Origin of the sequence: Stenotrophomonas sp. GbtcB23 (assembly GCF_019091045.1) — a bacterium.
Classification (GTDB): Bacteria; Pseudomonadota; Gammaproteobacteria; order Xanthomonadales; family Xanthomonadaceae; genus Stenotrophomonas; species Stenotrophomonas rhizophila_A.
Map to the genome: position 1 here is coordinate 11,950 of NZ_JAGXKC010000041.1, position 18,854 is coordinate 30,803.

The following is an 18,854-nucleotide window of genomic DNA, read 5'->3' on the forward strand; positions in this document are numbered from 1 at the left end:
ATTCCCGTAGACTCCAATGCAGTCCACTGCTGCCTACGGTGTCCCGATGCGCGTTCCGCTGCTGCTGTCGCTCCTGCTTCCCGCCGTTGCCCTGGCCCAGACCCCGCCGCCGGCCACCCCGGCCCCGGCGCCCGCACGCCCCGCACCGGTCGCCCCGGCCGCACCGGCACGCCCGGCCTTGACCCCGCAGCAGCAGGCGCAGGTGCAGAAGCAGGACCAGGAAATGGCCGCGGCCGGCTTGAAGGTGGCGACCCTGGTTGACACGGGTCGCGCTGCCGAGGCCTGGAAAGGTGCTTCCGAAGTGGCCCGCAAGTCCGTCACCGAACAGGCCTTCGTGGCCCAGCTCGACGGCGACCGCAAGCGCCTCGGCGCACTGCTCTCGCGCGGGCAGCCCGTGGTGACCCGGGTCAAGTACAAGGCCGGCGCGACCGTGCCGGAGGGCCTCTATATCAACGTCAGTTTCCCCACGAAGTTCGCCAACAACGCCCAGCCGGTCCGCGAGCTGGTGTCGTTCCGTTTCGATGAAGACAAGGTCTGGCGCCTGGCCGGCTACAGCGTCCGCGCTGCCGCGCCCTGACCGCAGGAGAAATGCATGGGTATCGAGATCCAGATGCTGGGTTGGGCCATCGTGCTGGGCCTGGTGCAGGTGATGATCGCCGCAGGCGCGGTCACCCGCGAACGCGGCTTGGCCTGGAATGCCTCGGCCCGCGACGGCGTCGCGCCGCCGCCGGGGCCGCTGGCGGCACGCCTGCAGCGGGCGCAGGCCAACTTCCTGGAAACCTTCCCGTTCTTCGCCGCCGCCGTGCTGGCGGTGGTACTCACCCAGCGCCAGGACAGCACCACCGCGCTGGCGGTGCAGCTGTATTTCTGGGCGCGGCTGGTCTACGTGCCGCTGTATGCCGCCGGCATTCCCTACGTGCGCAGCCTGGTCTGGGTGGTCTCGATGCTGGGCATCGTGCTGTTGCTGTGGCGCCTGCTGCACGGGCTGGCGTGAACCGGCGCCGACGCGGCTGATCCAGATCAAGGGCGTGCCTGCCCGCGAGCGGTAAGCTCGGCCGTGGACACGCAACGGAAACGGATCATGCAGGACGATCGCGGAGTGCAGGCAGTGGATGTGCTGGTGGTGGGCGCTGGGCCGGCGGGGCTGTGTTTCGCCCGCGCGCTGGCCGGCAGCGGCCTGCGGGTGGCGGTGCTGGAGCAGCAGCCGCGCGCGGCGCTGGCCGAGGCCGCCTTCGACGGGCGCGAGATCGCGCTCACCCATGCCTCGCGGCACATCCTGGAGCAGCTGGGCCTGTGGCAGCGGCTGGACGCCGCTGAAATTTCGCCGTTGCGCGACGCCAAGGTCATGGATGGGGGTTCACCGTTCGCGTTGACCTTCGCTGCGCGCGACGCGCACGGCAGCGACCTGGGCTGGCTGGTGCCCAATCACCTGATCCGCCGCGCGGCATGGGACAGCGTGCAGGGCCAGGCCGACCTGGAGATCCTCGACCAGTGCAGCGTGCGCGGCATCGTGCCCGGTGCGCGCCACAGCGAGGTGACCCTTGCCGATGGGCGCCAGCTGCAGGCGCGGCTGGTCGTGGCGGCCGACAGCCGGTTCTCGTCCACCCGGCGCATGCTGGGCATCGGCGCGCGCATGCGCGATTTCGGCAGATCGATGCTGGTCTGCCGGATGCAGGTCGAGGTGCCGCACCAGCACACTGCGTGGGAGTGGTTCGGCTATGGCCGCACCATGGCGCTGCTGCCGCTCAACGGCGACCAGGCCTCGGCGGTGATCACTCTGCCACCGCGTGAAATCGAAACGCTGCTGGCGCAGGACGCGGCGACCTTCGGAGGCAGCATCAGTGCATGTTTCGAACACCGGCTGGGCGCGATGACGCCGGTGGCGCGGCCCCATGCGTACCCGCTGGTGGGGGTCTACGCCACCGCGTTCGTGGGCGCGCGCTGCGCGCTGATCGGCGATGCCGCGGTGGGCATGCACCCGGTCACCGCGCACGGTTTCAACCTGGGCCTGCAGAGCCAGGACCGGTTGGCCGCGATCCTGCGCCGGGCGGCCGGGCGGGGTACCGATATCGCCGCTCCGGCCGGTCTGGCCGCCTACGAGCGGGGGCACCGGCTGGCGTCACGGCCGCTGTACGAGGCGACCAATGCGATCGCCGCGCTCTATACCGATGACCGCCTGCCGGCGCGGGTGCTGCGTCGGGCGGGGCTGCGGCTGGCCCACGGGGTGGCGCCGTTCCGGCAGCTGATTGCCGCGCACCTCACCGGCAGGTGACGACCGACGGTGCACACTGGTAGGTGAAGACCGTTGGTCGTCACACGGGATCAGGGGGCGTCGCTGTCGGCGATGACGTTGATCACGGTGTCGCCGAACTGGACCTGCTGGCCGCCGCGGATCTTGCAGGCCTTGCGCAGCTCCACTTCGCCGTCAACGAGCACCTGGCCGTCACCGATCACGGTCTTGGCTTCGCCGCCGCTGGTCACCAGGTCGGCCAGCTTGAGCAGCTGCTTCAGTTCCACGTACTCGCTGTCCAGTTCAAATTCGAGGGTCTGCATGGAGCGGGGTATCCTGTGAAGGGGCGCGGAGCGGGGCTGCGCCGAAATCGGGCGCATATTGTGCGCCAGCACGCGGCGTTTACCGCCTCCGTGCTGAAATCTGTACACGTGGTTCAGGATTCATGCGGTATCATCGCGCCCTGAGCGAGTGAATTCTCCTCCGACCGAGCAGCGCCAGGGCACGCGATAGGAAAGGGCGCCCAAAGCGCGGACCATCCCCTTTTTTATGCCACTGCCACGTAAAACGGTAGTGGCTTCGGAGTTCCCCATGTCCCAAGAATCCCCCACGCCGCTGCTGTTCGCAGACCTCGGCCTGTCCGACGCTGTGATGAAGGCCGTTGCCGCCGTCGGCTATGAAACCCCGTCGCCGATCCAGGCCGCCACCATCCCGGCGATGCTGGAAGGCCGCGACGTGCTGGGCCAGGCCCAGACCGGTACCGGCAAGACCGCTGCCTTCGCGCTGCCGGTCCTGTCCAACCTGGATTTCAACCAGACCAAGCCGCAGGTGCTGGTGCTGGCGCCCACCCGTGAACTGGCCATCCAGGTCGCCGAGGCGTTCCAGACCTACTCGTCGGGCATCCCCGGTTTCCGCGTGCTGCCGGTCTACGGCGGCCAGCCGTACGGCCAGCAGCTGCAGGCCCTGCGCCGTGGCGTGCACGTCATCGTGGGCACCCCGGGCCGCGTGATCGATCACCTCGATCGCGGCACCCTGGACCTGTCCGAGCTGAAGACCCTGGTGCTGGACGAAGCCGATGAAATGCTGCGCATGGGCTTCATCGACGACGTCGAAGCCGTGCTGAAGAAGCTGCCGGAAACCCGCCAGGTGGCGCTGTTCTCGGCCACCATGCCGTCGCAGATCCGCCGCATCGCACAGACCTACCTGAAGAACCCGGCCGAAGTCACCATCGTCAGCAAGACCACCACGTCGGCCAACATCCGCCAGCGTTACTGGTGGGTGAGCGGCATGCACAAGCTGGACGCGCTGACCCGCATCCTGGAAGTGGAACCGTTCGACGCGATGATCATCTTCTCGCGCACCAAGGCGGCCACCGAAGAACTGGCGGAAAAGCTGCAGGCCCGTGGCTTGGCCGCTGCCGCCATCAACGGCGACATGCAGCAGGCGCAGCGTGAGCGCACCATCGGCATGCTGAAAGAAGGCAAGCTGGACATCCTGGTGGCCACCGACGTGGCCGCGCGCGGCCTGGACGTGGAGCGCATCAGCCACGTGCTGAACTACGACATCCCGTACGACACCGAAAGCTACGTGCACCGCATCGGCCGTACCGGCCGTGCCGGCCGCACCGGCGATGCGATCCTGTTCGCCACCCCGCGCGAAAAGGGCATGCTGCGTGCGATCGAGCGCGCCACCCGCCAGCCGATCGAAGAGATGCAGCTGCCGAGCGTGGACGCGGTCAACGACACCCGCATCAACAAGTTCATGAGCCGCATCAGCGATGCGCTCGATGCCGGCGGCACCGAGTTCTACCGCGACCTGCTGCAGAAGCTGGAAGGCGAGAAGAACGTGCCGGCGATCGACATCGCCGCCGCGCTGGCCAAGCTGCTGCAGGGCGATTCGCCGTTCCTGCTGACCCCGCCGGTGCGTGGTGCCCGTGAAGAGCGTGCGCCGAACCCGCGTGCCGACCGCAACGACCGTGGCGAGCGCCCGGCGCGTTTCGAACCGCGCTTCGAGCGTGGCCCGCGCCGTGAAGACGACCGCGGCCCGCGTCCGCCGCGTCCGGAAGGCGATTTCGGCGGCAATGACGGTGGTTTCGAACGTGCCCCGCGCCGTGAAATCGCCCCGCGTGGCGAGCCGGAACCCGGCATGGAAACCTTCCGTATCGAAGTGGGCCATGTGCACGGGGTCAAGCCGGGCAACATCGTCGGCGCGATCGCCAATGAAGCCGGGCTGGAAAGCCGCTTCATCGGCCGCATCGACATCCGTGACGACTTCTCGATCCTGGATCTTCCGGCGGAAATGCCGGCCGACCTGCTCAGCCACCTGAAAAAGGTGTGGGTGTCGGGCCAGCAGCTCCAGATGCGCAAGGTCGAGCCGGGTGAAGACACCGCAGGCTCGGGTTCGGCACGCCCGCCGTTCAAGCCGAAGTTCGGCCGCGGCGGCAAGCCGGGCGGTCCGGGTGGTCACCGTGGCCCGGGTGGTCCGGGTGGCAACGACCGTCCGCCGCGTCGTGACGGCTTCAAGCCGCGCGGTCCGCGCAACGGCTGATCGCTCCATATCGCCGCACCCTACAACGCCAGCCTTCGGGCTGGCGTTGTCGTTTCAGCTACCTGACCGATGTGACGGCGAAACTTCGCGCCGTTTCAACAAGGCTGGACCTAGCCTGCAATTACAGGGGACTATGCCAAGCACCCATGGGCGCCGGAGGGATCTGCGATGCTGGGAGGCAGCAGGGATGTGGGCAGTACCGCGGTGCCGCATGTGACGCGGGGTTTGACCCTGCGGTTCGTGCTGCTTACCGGCATGGCGGTCGGGCTGGTGGGGTTGTCGGCGCTGATCCAGGAACTGCAGGGCGCCTCCACCGCCTGGATCGTGGGGCAGAGCCATTGGTCGCGCAGCCAGCAGCATGCCTCCTTCGCGTTGGAGCGATACCTCACCTCGGGCAACCCGGCCGCACTGGCCGAAGCGCGCGCGGCGCTGCAGGTGCCGCTGGGTGACCTGGACGCGCGCCGCGCGCTGGAACAGGACGACGTGGATATCGCGCGGGCGCGGCGCGGCTTCCTGCAGGGCGGCAACCAGCCCGGCGACATCAACCGGCTCATCCTGTCGTTCCGCTACCTGGGGCATCTGGGCTACTTCCGCGATGCGGTGCACCTGTGGCAGCAGACCGACCATGGCCTGGCGCAGCTGCAGGCGATGATGGACAGCGCCGAAGCGATGCACGCCGACGGCCGCGTGGAGCCTGCCATCCGCGAAGCATTGCTGGTCCAGCTGCAGGCGCTGGACCGCAGCCTGCAGGCGCAGGCCCGCGCCTTCTCGCTGGCGCTGCTCAATACGGCTTCCATCGTGCGCATGGTCACGTTGATTGTCGGTGGCCTGTCAGTCCTGCTGATCACCCTGGTTGCCGTGCTGCTGTCACGACGCGTGCGCCATGACCTGATCGACACCGAAAGCCGCTTCCGCGCCGCGTTCTACCAGGCCACGGTGGGCATGCTCAAGCTGGACCACGCCGGGGGCATTGTCGAAGCCAACCAGGCCATGGCCGATATCCTCGGCTATCGCCGCGACGCGCTGCTGGGCATGGAGCTGCCGGAACTGCTGGTCGATGGCGAGCTGGTGCTCGACGAGGCCGGCGACATCGACTGGCCGCGCCAGCTGCGCCCGGGCGAACTGCGCTTCCGGCATGCCGACGGCGGCCTGCTGTGGGGGCGTTGGAGCGGCACCCTGGTGCGCAGCCCCGGCCGTGACGTCTCGGTGTTCGCGATCATTGAAGACGTCTCGCAGAACCACGCGCTGGCCCGCGAGGTCGAGCACCACGCCAGCCACGATCCGCTGACGGGACTGATCAACCGCCGCGAGATCGAACGCCTGCTGGAACTGGCGCTGCTGGATGTGCGCAGCCATGGCGGGACCCACAGCCTGTGCTACCTGGACCTGGACTATTTCAAGCTGGTCAACGATGGCCTTGGCCACGCGGCCGGTGACAAGTTGCTGCGCGGCTTTGCCGACTACCTGGAAGGTGCGGTGCGCGAAGGGGACTGGGTGGGCCGAATGGGCGGTGACGAGTTCGCGATGTTCCTGGCCGACGCCCGCCAGGAAGAAGCCAAGCAGGTGTTGCAGCGGATCGCACGCAACCTGGGCCAGGCCGGATTCCAGCGCGACGACGGGCTGCCGCGGGTCAGCTGCAGCATCGGGGTGGTCGAAATCACCGCGGAGGTGGCGGACGTGAACTGGCTGATGAGCGCGGCCGACAGCGCCTGCTATGCGGCCAAGCAGGCCGGGCGCAACCGCGTGCATTGTTTCAACGAGAACCGGATGGCGCTGGAGGAGCGGCTGCTGGAAGCAGACCGGCTGGCGCATGTGTCCAGCGCGATCGCCGAAAACCGCATGCTGCTGTACGCCCAGCGCATCGAGCAGGTGGGCGACCCGGGCTTCCTGCATTACGAAGTGCTGGTGCGCATGCGCGGTACCGACGGCCAGCTGCAGGGCCCGGGCGATTTCATGCCGGCGGTGGAGCGCTATGGCATGGGCATGGCGCTGGACCGGCACGTGCTGGGGCTGCTGTTCCGCCACCTGCAGCTGTGCCCGGCGCATGTGCAGCGGCTGGGCCTGTGCAATGTGAACGTATCGGCGCAGTCGATCGCCGAGCCGACGTTCCTGGCCTTCGTCTGCGACCTGCTCGAGCGCAACCGCGGGCTGGCGCGCAAGCTGTGTTTCGAGATCACCGAGACCGCGGCGATCAGCAACCTGGACCAGGCGCGCAGCTTCGTCGAAGGGGTCAAGGCGCGGGGCTGCCGGGTGGCACTGGACGACTTCGGTGCCGGTCTGTCCTCGTTCGGCTACCTGCGCCAGCTGCCGGCGGACATGCTCAAGATCGATGGGGTGTTCGTGCGCGACATGGATATCGATCCGGTCAGCCGTGCCACGGTGCGCGCTATCACCGAAATCGGCCGCGAGCTGCACATGAGCGTGACCGCCGAGTGGGTGGAGTCCGAAGAGATCGCCGCGCAGCTGCGGGCGCTCGGGGTGGAAGGGCTGCAGGGGTATGCCATCGAACGGCCGATGCCGCTGGAAAAGCTCACCCAGCCCTCGCTGTGGCGGGAAACCCCGGTGCCGTCCAGCCGCCTTTCCTGAACTGTGACGTGCACCGGCGCGCCTTCTTGCGATAATCGCCACGGGGACGCCATGCGGTGTGCATGGCGGTGCAGGGCGACAGGGTGATGGTGTGAGGCGCAGCGACGGCGGGATGCAGGGGATGAGCGGGGCCATCAGGTGGCTGACCGGCCTGGTGTGGCTGCTGCTGTCGGCCACGGCGTTGGCCGGCACGGCCCAGGTCGGCCGTGATGCGCTGCTGCTGGGGGCCGCCACCGACCAGCAGGCCCCGCAGCGCCCGTGCTCACCGGAGGTGCTGGCCCATCACCAGGACATCCTTTCGATTCCGGCGCCTGCAGGCGGCTGGTCCGGTGCGCCACAGGCGGTGGATGTATTCGGGGTGCTGACCGGGGAGGTCCGGATCAGTCACGGCGACCGCCAGATCTGCGGCAGCATGCACGACGCCCGCACCCGGGATTCGCGCTTCCGCGCCGGGGTCGGCATGGTGGTGGTGCCCAAGGCCGGCGAGCGTGAGCCGATCATCGTGTCATGGGCCGCCCCGCTGAAGCCGCGCTGGATTCCGACCGTCCGGCTGGGCGCGCCCAGCCCGGTGCAGCAGAACGATACCGCCCGCCTGCTGGTGCGCGCGGCCTGCATCGCGGTGGCAATCGCTCTGGCGCTGTCGGCGCTGATGGGGTTCGTGACCGCCCGCGACCGCACCTTCCTTTACTACGTGGCGATCTGCGCGGTGTTCGTGCTGTGGCAGGCGGTGCTGGGTGGCCTCAGCGGGTACCCCGAGCCGTGGTTGCCGGTGCACGACCGCGCGTCGTGGTGGCTGGTGGCACTGAGCACGTTCGCGCTGGCGCTGCTGCTGCCGATCCTGTGGCGGCTCAATGGCGGCGCCCGGTTGTGGCCAGGCTCCGGCACCGGCCAGCGCGCAGTGCTGTGGGGGCTGGTGTTGGCCGGGTTGTGCGTGCCATGGATGGGCACGGCCGGGCTGGCCTGGATGGCGGCTGCGCTGGAAGCAGTGTTCGTGCTGGGCTGCGTGGTCTGCCTCGGGGTGGGCCTGTGGGCGCTGGTGCAGCGCGATGGCTATGCGGCGGCGGGGCTGTTCGCGCTGGTACCGTGGTGGATCCTGGTCATCGCCGACGCACTGCACGCGCACTGGCTGACCGCGTACCGGATCGAGGCGCTGCAGCTGTCGGCGACCTGGTTCCTGATGATGGCCGCCTATGCGCTCAACCTGCGCCTGGGCCGGCTGCGCCAGCAGCGCGACGAGATGCGCCAGCTGGCCGACACCGATGCACTGACCGGCCTGCCCAACCGCCGCCACGGCCTGCACCTGCTGGCCCGCCATCTGGAACGGGCCAGCGCGGAGCAGCAGCCGCTGGCGATCGGTTTCCTGGACATCGATCTGTTCAAGGACATCAATGACCGCTTCGGCCACGAGGTCGGCGACCAGGTGCTGGTGGCGGTGGCGCGTGGCCTGCGCGGCGCGGTGCGGGTGCAGGACGACGTGATCCGCATGGGGGGCGAGGAATTCCTGGTGCTGCTGCCGGGCGCCAGCCACGGCGCGGCATTGGCGCGGCTGGAAAGCGTGCGCCGGAAGATTCCGACGGTGACCGTGCCGCTGGGCATTTCCGGCCTGGCGGTGACGGTCAGCATCGGGCTGGCGGTGCTGCGCCCGGGCCGTGATGACCTGGCGGGGCTGCTGCGGCGCGCCGATCATGCGATGTACCGGGCCAAGCGTGCGGGGCGCAACCAGGTCTGCGACGGTGAACAGGCGCTGCCGGCGGATGATCCGCTGGTCGCCTGATGCCGCGCCGGACGGGGTTTTGCCGGATAATGGCGCGATGACAACCCGACTCAACAAGTTCATTGCCGAAACCGGCTTCTGTTCCCGGCGTGAAGCCGACCGCATCATCGGCGAGCGCCGCGTCACCGTGAACGGCCACCCGGCCGGTACCGGTGCGGTGGTCGGCGAGGGCGACGTGGTGCTGGTCGACGGCCAGCCGCTGCGCGCGCGCGAGGCAAAAAAGGCCGGCGGCCGCCGTCATGTGTACATCGCGCTGAACAAGCCGGTGGGCATCACGTGCACCACCGAAAGTGCGGTGAAGGGCAACATCGTCGATTTCGTCGGCCATGAGCAGCGCATCTTCCCGGTCGGCCGGCTGGACAAGGATTCGGAAGGCCTGATCCTGATGACCAGCAACGGCAACATCGTCAACCAGATCCTGCGCGCGGAGAACAACCACCAGAAGGAATACCTGGTGGCGGTGAACAAGCCGGTGACCGACGAGTTCCTGCGCGGCATGGCGCGCGGGGTGCGCATCCACAATGAAACGACGCTGCCGTGCCGGGCCTCGCGCATCGCCAAGTTCGGCTTCCGGATCGTGCTGCAGCAGGGCCTGAACCGGCAGATCCGGTTGATGGCGGCGGCGTTCGATTACCGGGTGACCCAGCTGCGCCGGGTGCGCATCGACAACGTCAAGATCGGGGCGCTCAAGCCGGGGCAGTGGCGCAACCTGACCGATGCGGAATTGAAGGGGCTGCTGCCGCAGCAGCAGGACTGGTAGGTCCTGCACCGGCGGGTAACCTTTGCCTCGGGTGATCGGGCTAGACTGTGGCCAGCTCCCGGATTCGACCCGCTGCATGATCAAGCCCGAGAAGCCCGTCAACGAGGCGGTTCGCCTGGCGGCACTGTATCGCTATCGCATCCTGGATTCGGAGAAGGAAAAGTCCTTCGAGGATCTGGTGACCATTGCCAAGGCGGTGTGTGGCGCCTCCATGGCGGCGGTCACGCTGATCGACGCGGAACGCCAATGGTTCAAATCCATCCAGGGAACGGAGGCGCAGGAGCTGCCACGCTCGGAGTCGATGTGTGGCCATGCGATCCTGCAGCCGGAACAGGTGATGGTGGTCGAGGACGCGCAACGCGATGTGCGCTTCCATGACAATCCCATCGTGACCGGTGACCCGAAGGTGCGCTTCTACGCGGGGGCGCCGCTGGTCAGTACGGAGGGCTTGCCGCTGGGCACGCTGTGCGTGTTCGATCCGCAACCGCAGCGGTTGGATGCGCAGCAGACCGAGGCGCTGGCGGCGTTGTCGCGGCAGGTGATGCTGGTGATGGAGCTGCGCCGGTTTGCGCTGGACATCCAGACGCACATGGTGGAGCGCGACGATTACGAGCGGTTGCTGGGCGAGTACCACGATGTGCTGCTGGCGCAGAACGCGGACCTGGCCGAGCAGAGCCGGACGGATGTGCTGACGGGGTTGCCGAACCGGCGCGCGATGGCGGTGGCACTGGATGCGTCGGTGTTGGATGCGGACGGGCAGCCACGGCAGACGGCGGTGGCCCTGGTGGATATCGATCATTTCAAGCAGATCAACGATTTCAACGGGCACGCGACCGGCGACCGGGTGCTGGCGGAGTTGGGGGTGCTGCTGCGGGCGCAGTTCTCGGGCCGTGGGCTGGCGGCGCGCTATGGCGGGGAGGAGTTCGTGGTGCTGATGCCCGATACGGACCTGCGTACGGCGGAGCTGCAGTGCGATTTCCTGCGGATGGCCGTTTCCGACCTGCCGCTGGGGTTTCCGGTGACGGTTAGTATCGGGGTCGCGGCGCATCGTTCAGGTGACACCGTGGAGCAGACATTGGAGCGCGCCGATGCCGCCTTGTACCGGGCGAAGGGTAATGGGCGGAATCGGGTTGAGCTTGCTCCCTGAGATCCAAAGCCTTGGGCTGCTGGACTCCCTGGTTTGGCTGGCGGGTGTGGGTTTGCGGGACACGCTGCAAGTCCCGCTCCGCGGCCCGGCCCAGCCGCCAGCGGCTGTGCGTTCAGTCGCACGCGAGGCAGTGCCTCGCAAGCAGTGCGCCTTCACCCATGTAAGCTCGTTCGCGCCATCCATGGCGCTCTACGGTCCCGCAAACCCACCCCCGCCAGCCTTTGACAGTGTGCCGGTGATTCGCTGAAAAGCCGTAGAGCCGGGCCGTGCCCGGCGGCTTTGGCGTGACGATTAACGGGGTCAATTGCGCCATCAATCGCAATACCTGCGACCTGTCGCTGTCATCCTGCACGCCTGTTTCCCTGCGGAGTCCTTCCGTGCTGCAGACCCTCGCCATTTCCAACTACCGTTCCCTGCACGATCTTGTCGTGCCGATGGGGGCATTGAACCTGGTCACCGGTGATAACGGCAGTGGCAAGTCCAGCCTGTACCGCGCGCTGCGGCTGCTGGCCGATACGGCGCGGGGGGGATTGACGCCGTCGCTGGCGCGGGAGGGCGGGTTCCAGTCGGCGCTGTGGGCCGGTCCGGAGCGGTTGGACCGGCGGATGCTGGCGGGCGAGGTGCCGGTGCAGGGCGGACCGCGGCAGTCGTCGGTGGCGCTGCGGCTGGGTTTTGCGGCGGATGATTTCGGGTATGCGATCGATCTGGGCTACCCGGTGGCCGATTCGCATTCGATGTTCAACCTGGACCCGCAGATCAAGTGCGAGAGCATCTGGGCCGGGCCGTTCCTGCGCAGCAGCAACGTGCTGGTGGAGCGGCGCGGGGCGATGGTGCGGCGGCGCAGTGGGCGCAGCTGGGAGGTGCTGGAATCGAACCTGTCGGTGCACGAAAGCCTGGTTACGCAGGTGGCCGATCCGCAGCGGATGCCGGAGGTACTGCGGCTGCGCGAGACGCTGCGCAGCTGGCGCTTCTATGATCATTTCCGCAGTGACCGGGATGCGCCGGCGCGGCAGGCGAGCCTGGCCACGCGTACGCCGGTGCTGAGCCACGATGGGCATGACCTGGCGGCGGCGTGGCGGACGATCGTGGAAATCGGCGATGCGGATGCGCTGGCGGCAGCGCTGGACGATGCGTTCCCGGGCGCGCGGGTCTACATCGAGCCGAGTGAGGATCACCTGAGCCTGAAGTTCCACCAGCCCGGTCTGCTGCGGCCGCTGGGCGCGGCGGAGCTGTCCGACGGGACGTTGCGCTATCTGTTGCTGATCGCGGCGCTGCATACGCCGCGCCCGCCGCCGTTGATGGTGCTCAACGAGCCGGAAACCAGCCTGCATCCGGACCTGCTGCCGGCACTGGGGCGGTTGATCATCGGGGCGGCGGCGCGCAGCCAGGTGTGGGTGGTGTCGCATGCCAGCCGGTTGATCGCGGCGCTGCGTGAGGCAGAGTCGTGCACGTCGATCGCGCTGGAAAAGCAGATGAGCCGTACGACGCTGGTGGGCCAGGGCGTGCTGGACGCGCCGGCATGGTACTGGCCCGAACGCTGACGCCGGAAGCGTTGGCCCGTAAAAAAACGGATCGGTTGACGGATCGGTGAAATGGATCGGTGAAATGGATCGGGAAAACGGATCGGGAAAATGGATCGGTACCCGTCGGCTCCACCCGCCGCGCGGGTTCCGGTTCTTCACTCTGCGATGTTGCGCGCTTCGGCGGTGCCCAGGATCTCGGGATGCTGCACTTTCTTGCGCCGGTTCAACAGCGGGTGCAGGAAGACCGCGCCGACGATGATCGCCACGCCGGCGTAGAACAGCGGGGTCAGTTCACGCTGTTCGCTCAGCAGGACCATTGCCAGCAGGATCGCGTAGACCGGTTCGAGGTTGGTGACCAGCTGCACGGTGTAGGCGCTGAGGTGGCGCAGCGCGACCAGCGCCAGGGCGAACGGCAGCAGGGTGCATACGCCGGCCAGGGCCAGCAGCAGCATCCCGTCGCGCAGGTCGGGTATCACCCACAGCGGGCTGGCCAGTGCGGGCAGCAGGAACGGCAGCAGCGGGGCGAGCAGGGTCAGGGTGACGGTGCCGGCGCCCAGTTCCACCGCAGTGACGGTGAGTGGGTCGGCGTGGCTGACCAGCCGCTTGTTGAGCGAGCCGAAGATGGCGACCAGCAATGCCGACATCGCACCAACCAGGACACCCACGCGCATGCCGTCAGGCACGCCGCCAACCACCATGCCCACGCCCGGCAGCACGGCGATACCGAAGGCCAGTTCGCGCAGCTGGAAGGGGCGCTTGGCCACCCACGGTTCAATGACGGCGGTGAACACCGGGGCCAGCGCGATGCAGGTGGCCGCCACCGAGGCATTGGCCAGCTTCACCGCGCCATAGAAGGTGAGCCAGTGCAGGGCGACCAGCGCGCCCACGCCGCAGTACCCGGCGAACAGGGCGGGGGAGAGCTGGCGCAACCCGCGCCAGACGCGCGGCAGCAGGGCCAGCATGGCCACCACCAGCAGCATGCGCCACCACACCAGCGGCAACGCGGGCAGACTGATGAGCTTGCCGAGGATGGCGGTGATGCCCCACAGCAGCACGCAGAAGTGGATTTGCAGCAGCGCTTTGCGGGTGTCGGTCATCGGCATCCGCGTATTGTGCGTCAATCGGCAAGGCCCCGATAGCGCGGGGCCTTGCCCGGCCCTACGCGCCGACCTGCTGCAGTTGTTTCCGCAGCGCCACCGCAGCACCCGGGTTGCGGTGCTTGGCGGCGCCGATGAACAGCATGTACACCTCGCGCGGCCCACTGGCGGGGGCGTCGGCCGTAATGTGCGGCAGGTCCGGGTTGTCGTCGCCACGCGCCCAGCGCATCGCGCGCAGGCACCACTGTTCCAGCGTGCGCTCGGGGTAGCCGGCACGCAGGTTGGCGCGCGACTGCATCAGCCTGGCGTAGATGAAATCCGCGGTGGGGTCGGCAAAGCTGGGATAATCGGCCGAGCCGCTGAACACCAGGGCCGCGCCGTGCGCGCGCGCCACGGCCACCAGCTCCGGCGTCCACGCCGCGGGATTGCGCACTTCCAGTGCGTGCCGGAGCACTTGTCCATTGGCCTTGCCGGGCAGGGCATCGAGGAACCGATCGAACTCCTGTGCACCCGCCGGATGGGTATCGCCAAACTGCCACACCAGCGGGCCGAGGCGATCCTCCAGCGCGGTGATGCCGTTGATGAAGTTGTCGGCGCGTGCGCCGGCCGCCGCCAGGTCGTGGGTCTGGGTGATCGTGCGTGGCGCCTTGGCGGAGAATTTGAAGCCGGGCGGGGTCTGCTCGCGCCACTGCGCGTACACCGCCGGCTTCTGCGCGCGGTAGAAGGTGCTGTTGATTTCGATGCAGCCGAGCTGGCGGCTGGCATGCGCCAGCTCCTCGCGCTGCGGCAGGCCGGCGGGGTAGAACGTGCCACCGCGCCAGGCCGGGAACACCCAACCGCCGATGCCGGTATGAATCGGTCCGGGAACAGCGTGCTTCAAGCGTCGCTCTCCTTCCAGGGGTCGTAGCTGCCGAACCACCACAGGTGGCCCTCGAGGTCGCGGCAGGCATAGCCGCGGCCGCCGTAGTCCTGGTCGGCGATATCGATCGCCAGCTCGGCCCCGGCGGCGACCGCACGCTCGTAGTGGGCATCGGGGTCGGTCACGATGACGCAGGCACTCTGGGTTTCGCGGCCCTCGACTTCATCGGGTTGCACGATGAGCTTGCCCCAGTCGCCGCCGTTGTCGACCGAGCCGAGCATGATCATGCCGCGGCCGTAGACCAGTTGGGCGTGGTACACGATGTCGCCTTCGGCGTACACGGCCTGCGCGGTGAACCCGAACGCACGCTCCAGCCAGGCGATGGCCGCGCGCGCGTCGCGGTAGCGCAGGCAGGGAATGATGGTCGAACCGCGGTCGGTGGGGATGGTCATGGGGTGCTCCGGGGTGGGCGGCTTCTGGCACAGGCGAGCCTGCGGCCGGCCGCGTTACCATCGCGCGAAACCTGGCGTAACCGGCCCGTCGGTGGCCTCGACGCCCCTGCAACATGCAACCGGAGACACTGATTGAACAGATCCTGGATCGGAGGCCTTGTGCTGCTGGCGTGCGCACCCCTGGCGTCGGCAACCGTGCCGGCCGAACTGCAGCGACTGGATGCCACGGTGGAACGCGTGCGCAGCCAGTTCGACATTCCCGGCATCGCGGTGGCGGTGGTCAAGGACGGCCAGATCGTCTTCGAGCGCGGCTATGGCGTGCGCGAGCTGGGCAAGCCGGCACCGGTCGAGGCCGACACCCTGTTCGCCATCGCCTCCAACACCAAGGCGTTCACGGCCACCTCGCTGAACCTGCTGGCCGAGCAGGGCAAGCTGAAGATGGACGACCGGGTGATCGACCACCTGCCGTCGTTCCGCATGTCCGATCCCTACGTGACCGGCGAAATGCGCATCCGCGACCTGCTTTCGCACCGCAGCGGGCTGAGCCTGGGCGCGGGCGACCTGCTGTTCTGGCCGACCACCACCTACAGCAACGCCGAGGTGGTGCAGCGGCTGGGCAAGGTGCCGCTGAAAGCCGGCTTCCGCGACCGCTACGCCTACGACAACATTCTGTATGCGGTGGCGCAGCAGGTGATCGAACAGGTTTCCGGGCAGTCGTACGCGGACTTCCTGCAGCAGCACATCTTCACCCCGGTGGGCATGGCCGGCACCCGCTTCAATGCCGACCACCTGAAGCCAGGCGACAAGGCCGCCACCGGGCATGCCAAGTTCGACTTCACCGACCTGCGCACGGTGGCGCCGCTGACCTGGTCCAACAACGCCGGTGCCGGCGGGGTGTATTCCAGCGTGCACGACATGGCGCGCTGGATGAACGTGCAGCTGGCGCAGGGCAAGCTGGAAAACGGCACCGCGCTGTTCAGCCCGAAGAGCCAGCAGGCGATGTGGCAGATGATCACCCCGCAGGTGGTGCCCGAACCGAGCGTGCCTGCCCTGGCTGCCGCGCGCCCGAACTTCGCCGGCTACGGCGAGGGCTGGAGCCTGAGCGACTACCGGGGCCAGAAGCTGGTGTGGCACACCGGCGGTTGGCCGGGCATGGTGTCGCGGGTGACGTTGGTGCCGGAGCAGAAGCTGGGCATCGTGGTACTGACCAACCAGGAAGTGGGCGCGGCCTTCAACGCGATCACCATGGACGTGCTGGACGCCTATCTCAAGGCGCCGGCCACCGACTGGGTGGCGGCGTACGCCGCGGCGGTGGCCAAGGCGCAGGACAAGGCCGATGAGGGCTGGGCGGCGCACCAGGCGGCGCGCGATCCGAAATCCACGCCGTCGCTGCCGCTGTCCCGCTACGCCGGCACCTACCGTGACCCGTGGTATGGCGAGGTGTTCGTCGAGCAGCGCGCCGGCAAGCTGCGCCTGCGTTTCGGCAGGACGGCGCAACTGGTAGGCACGATGGAGCACTGGCAGCACGATACGTTCATCGTGCGCTGGGACGACCGCTCGCTCAACGCCGATGCGTTCGTGAACTTCAGCCTGGATCCGGACGGCAAGGTGCGCGAGGTGCGCATGCAGGCGGTTTCGTCGCTGACCGACTTCAGTTTCGATTTCCAGGACCTGGTGTTGACCCCGTGAAAACAAACGGCAGGCTGCGGTGGGATAATCGCGGCCTGCCTGTTTTCCAGGAAATGGAATGTTCCGCTGGTTCGAGTCGCTGATTCCCGTATTTCCGCCGATCGACGCGCGCATGCCGCCGCGCCGCGTGCTGCCGTTCTACCTCCACTACCTGCGCCCGGTCTGGCCGGTGCTGCTGGCCACGCTGATCGCCGGGCTGCTGCTGGCGCTGGTAGAAGTGGCCATGTTCGATTTCCTCGGCCGCATCGTCGACATGGTCAGCGAGCAGCCGGATGCGGGCTTCTTCGCCCGGCACGCCGACACGCTGCTGTGGATGGCGGCGATCACGCTGGTGGCGCGGCCGGTGCTGGTGGGCCTGCACAACCTGCTGGTCAACCAGGCCATCGTGCCGGGGTTGAGCAACCGGTCGCGCTGGCTGATGCACAACTACGTGGTGCGCCAGAGCCTGTCGTTCTTCCAGAATGATTTTGCCGGCAGCATGGCCAACCGGGTCATGCAGACCGGTACGTCGCTGCGCGAGTCGGCGGTGCAGATGGTGGATTCGCTGTGGTACATCGTGGTGTACACCGGCACGGCGCTGTACCTGTTCGCGCAGGCGGACTGGCGGCTGATGATCCCGCTGGTGCTGTGGTTGGCGGCCTACGTGGTGATCATGGTGTACTTCGTGCCGCGTGCGAAGGAGCGTGCCTGGATCGCGTCGGAGGCGCGCTCCAAGGCGATGGGCCGGATCGTCGATGGCTACACCAACATTCCCACGCTGAAGCTGTTCGCCCACGGCGGGCGCGAGCAGGCCTATGTGGCCGAGGCGATCGAGGAACTGGCGGTCAAGCACCGCCGCCAGACCCGGATCACCACCGGCATGGACCTGACCATCGCGATCGTCAACGGCTTCCTGATCGCCGGTACCTGCGGGCTGGCGCTGTGGCTGTGGAGCCACGGCAACATCACGGTGGGCGCGATCACGCTGGCCACGGGCCTGGTGATCCGCATCCACAACATGTCCGGTTGGATCATGTGGACCATCAACGGCATCTTCGAGGACATCGGCACGGTGCAGGACGGCATCACCACCATTTCGCAGCCACTGAGCGTGCAGGACCGCGCCGATGCGGTGCCGCTGGTGGTGCACGAAGGCGGGGTACAGTTCGATGACATCCATTTCCACTACGGCAAGCAGGGCGGGGTGATCGCCGGGCTGGACCTGAGCGTGAAGCCGGGCGAGAAGATCGGCTTGGTCGGCCCGTCGGGCGCGGGCAAGTCGACGCTGGTGAACGTGCTGCTGCGCCTGTACGACCTGGAAAGCGGGCACATCCGCATCGATGGCCAGGACATCGCGGCGGTCACCCAGGAAAGCCTGCGCCGACAGATCGGCGTGGTCACCCAGGACACGTCGCTGCTGCACCGTTCGATCCGCGACAACCTGTTGTACGGGCGGCCTGACGCCACCGAGGAACAGCTGCGTGCGGCGGTGGGCAAGGCGCGCGCTGCGGCCTTCATCGACACGTTGCGTGACGCCGAAGGGCGGCAGGGTCATGACGCGCACGTGGGCGAGCGCGGGGTGAAGCTGTCCGGCGGCCAGCGGCAGCGCATCGCGATCGCGCGGGTGCTGCTCAAGGATGCGCCGATCCTGGTGCTTGACGAGGCGACCTCGGCGCTCGATTCGGAAGTGGAAGCGGCAATCCAGGACAACCTGGACGAGCTGATGGCGGGTAAGACGGTGATCGCCATCGCACACCGCCTGTCCACCATCGCGCGCATGGACCGGCTGGTGGTGATGGACCAGGGCCGTATCGTGGAAACCGGCACGCACGCCGAGCTGGTCGCCGCGGGTGGCCTGTACGCCCGCCTGTGGGCGCGGCAGACCGGTGGGTTCGTCGCGGCGGACGCTGGGTAAGGCAACGTCAACGTCCAACGTCAACATCAGCGTTTCAGTTGTTCCATGCTGGGCAGGCCGACGGGCAGCCCCTTACGGGACACGCCGTAAACCCATCCATGGGGGCTTGGCAAAAACATCCATGTTTTTGACAGTCCCTACAGGGGCTGCCCGCCGGCCTGCCCCTCGGGCATCGTGATCGGCGGAGAGAAGAGCAGCGACGCATGGTGTCGCTCTACGCGGTAATTGGATGGACTCGCCCCTCGCCGAGGCGTCTGGGCGCCATGGTGGCAACCTATAGCCACCAACAGCGAGGG

General features: G+C 67.9%; 15 protein-coding genes. 11 read left to right on the forward strand and 4 right to left on the reverse strand.

Going from position 1 to position 18,854, the window contains the following annotated elements; genetic code table 11:
• Positions 1 to 46: 46 nt before the first annotated feature.
• From KVS69_RS15020 to ubiM, 3 genes are all read left to right on the forward strand, one after another.
• Positions 47 to 577 (forward strand): DUF4019 domain-containing protein, encoded by a 531-nt coding sequence (locus KVS69_RS15020; RefSeq protein WP_068850378.1) that lies wholly within the window; start codon positions 47 to 49, stop codon positions 575 to 577.
• Between the two features lie 15 nt (positions 578 to 592).
• Positions 593 to 994, forward strand: a complete 402-nt coding sequence (locus KVS69_RS15025; RefSeq protein ID WP_093533144.1) for an MAPEG family protein — start codon at positions 593 to 595, stop codon at positions 992 to 994.
• Between the two features lie 105 nt (positions 995 to 1,099).
• The gene (ubiM, locus tag KVS69_RS15030; RefSeq protein ID WP_217538759.1) at positions 1,100 to 2,272 is read left to right on the forward strand and encodes a 5-demethoxyubiquinol-8 5-hydroxylase UbiM; all 1,173 of its coding nucleotides are present in this window, start codon (positions 1,100 to 1,102) and stop codon (positions 2,270 to 2,272) included.
• A gap of 50 nt (positions 2,273 to 2,322) precedes the next feature.
• Here ubiM and KVS69_RS15035 read toward each other — a convergent pair whose 3' ends face one another.
• On the reverse strand, positions 2,323 to 2,553 hold the full coding sequence (locus KVS69_RS15035) for an RNA-binding S4 domain-containing protein (protein WP_068850383.1): 231 nt from the start codon (positions 2,551 to 2,553) through the stop codon (positions 2,323 to 2,325).
• 268 nt (positions 2,554 to 2,821) lie between these two features.
• Here KVS69_RS15035 and KVS69_RS15040 point away from each other — a divergent pair, with 268 nt between their 5' ends.
• The 6 genes from KVS69_RS15040 to KVS69_RS15065 all read left to right on the forward strand — a co-directional run bounded on the left by KVS69_RS15040 (position 2,822) and on the right by KVS69_RS15065 (position 12,585).
• A complete protein-coding gene (locus KVS69_RS15040) occupies positions 2,822 to 4,777 on the forward strand; it encodes a DEAD/DEAH box helicase (protein ID WP_217538746.1) in 1,956 nt (651 codons plus the stop codon).
• Between the two features lie 168 nt (positions 4,778 to 4,945).
• On the forward strand, positions 4,946 to 7,363 hold the full coding sequence (locus KVS69_RS15045; protein ID WP_217538747.1) for an EAL domain-containing protein: 2,418 nt from the start codon (positions 4,946 to 4,948) through the stop codon (positions 7,361 to 7,363).
• A gap of 121 nt (positions 7,364 to 7,484) precedes the next feature.
• Positions 7,485 to 9,137, forward strand: coding sequence for a diguanylate cyclase (locus KVS69_RS15050; protein WP_254622209.1), 1,653 nt, complete (start codon positions 7,485 to 7,487; stop codon positions 9,135 to 9,137).
• A 37-nt stretch (positions 9,138 to 9,174) separates the two neighbouring features.
• A complete protein-coding gene (locus KVS69_RS15055; protein ID WP_093533149.1) occupies positions 9,175 to 9,897 on the forward strand; it encodes a pseudouridine synthase in 723 nt (240 codons plus the stop codon).
• A 76-nt stretch (positions 9,898 to 9,973) separates the two neighbouring features.
• Entirely contained in the window at positions 9,974 to 11,044 is a 1,071-nt protein-coding gene (locus tag KVS69_RS15060) for a sensor domain-containing diguanylate cyclase (RefSeq protein ID WP_217538749.1), read from the forward strand.
• Positions 11,045 to 11,421: 377 nt separating this feature from the next.
• On the forward strand, positions 11,422 to 12,585 hold the full coding sequence (locus tag KVS69_RS15065) for an AAA family ATPase (RefSeq protein WP_217538750.1): 1,164 nt from the start codon (positions 11,422 to 11,424) through the stop codon (positions 12,583 to 12,585).
• 137 nt (positions 12,586 to 12,722) lie between these two features.
• On the opposite strand, the gene KVS69_RS15070 is transcribed toward KVS69_RS15065, so the two are convergent.
• The 3 genes from KVS69_RS15070 to KVS69_RS15080 are packed head-to-tail and all read right to left on the reverse strand — an operon-like array spanning position 12,723 to position 14,975.
• Complete coding sequence (locus tag KVS69_RS15070; protein ID WP_068850402.1) at positions 12,723 to 13,670, reverse strand: DMT family transporter; 948 nt, start codon at positions 13,668 to 13,670, stop codon at positions 12,723 to 12,725.
• Positions 13,671 to 13,725: 55 nt separating this feature from the next.
• The gene (locus KVS69_RS15075) at positions 13,726 to 14,544 is read right to left on the reverse strand and encodes a DUF72 domain-containing protein (RefSeq protein WP_254622210.1); all 819 of its coding nucleotides are present in this window, start codon (positions 14,542 to 14,544) and stop codon (positions 13,726 to 13,728) included.
• Positions 14,541 to 14,975, reverse strand: coding sequence for a VOC family protein (locus tag KVS69_RS15080; RefSeq protein ID WP_217538752.1), 435 nt, complete (start codon positions 14,973 to 14,975; stop codon positions 14,541 to 14,543). Before KVS69_RS15080 ends, KVS69_RS15075 begins: the two co-directional genes overlap by 4 nt.
• 132 nt (positions 14,976 to 15,107) lie before the next feature.
• On the opposite strand from KVS69_RS15080, the gene KVS69_RS15085 reads away from it, so the two are divergent.
• Both KVS69_RS15085 and smrA read left to right on the forward strand, forming a co-directional pair.
• The gene (locus KVS69_RS15085) at positions 15,108 to 16,664 is read left to right on the forward strand and encodes a serine hydrolase (protein ID WP_217538753.1); all 1,557 of its coding nucleotides are present in this window, start codon (positions 15,108 to 15,110) and stop codon (positions 16,662 to 16,664) included.
• Positions 16,665 to 16,722: 58 nt separating this feature from the next.
• Complete coding sequence (gene smrA, locus KVS69_RS15090; protein WP_217538755.1) at positions 16,723 to 18,558, forward strand: multidrug efflux ABC transporter SmrA; 1,836 nt, start codon at positions 16,723 to 16,725, stop codon at positions 18,556 to 18,558.
• Positions 18,559 to 18,854: the final 296 nt, after the last annotated feature.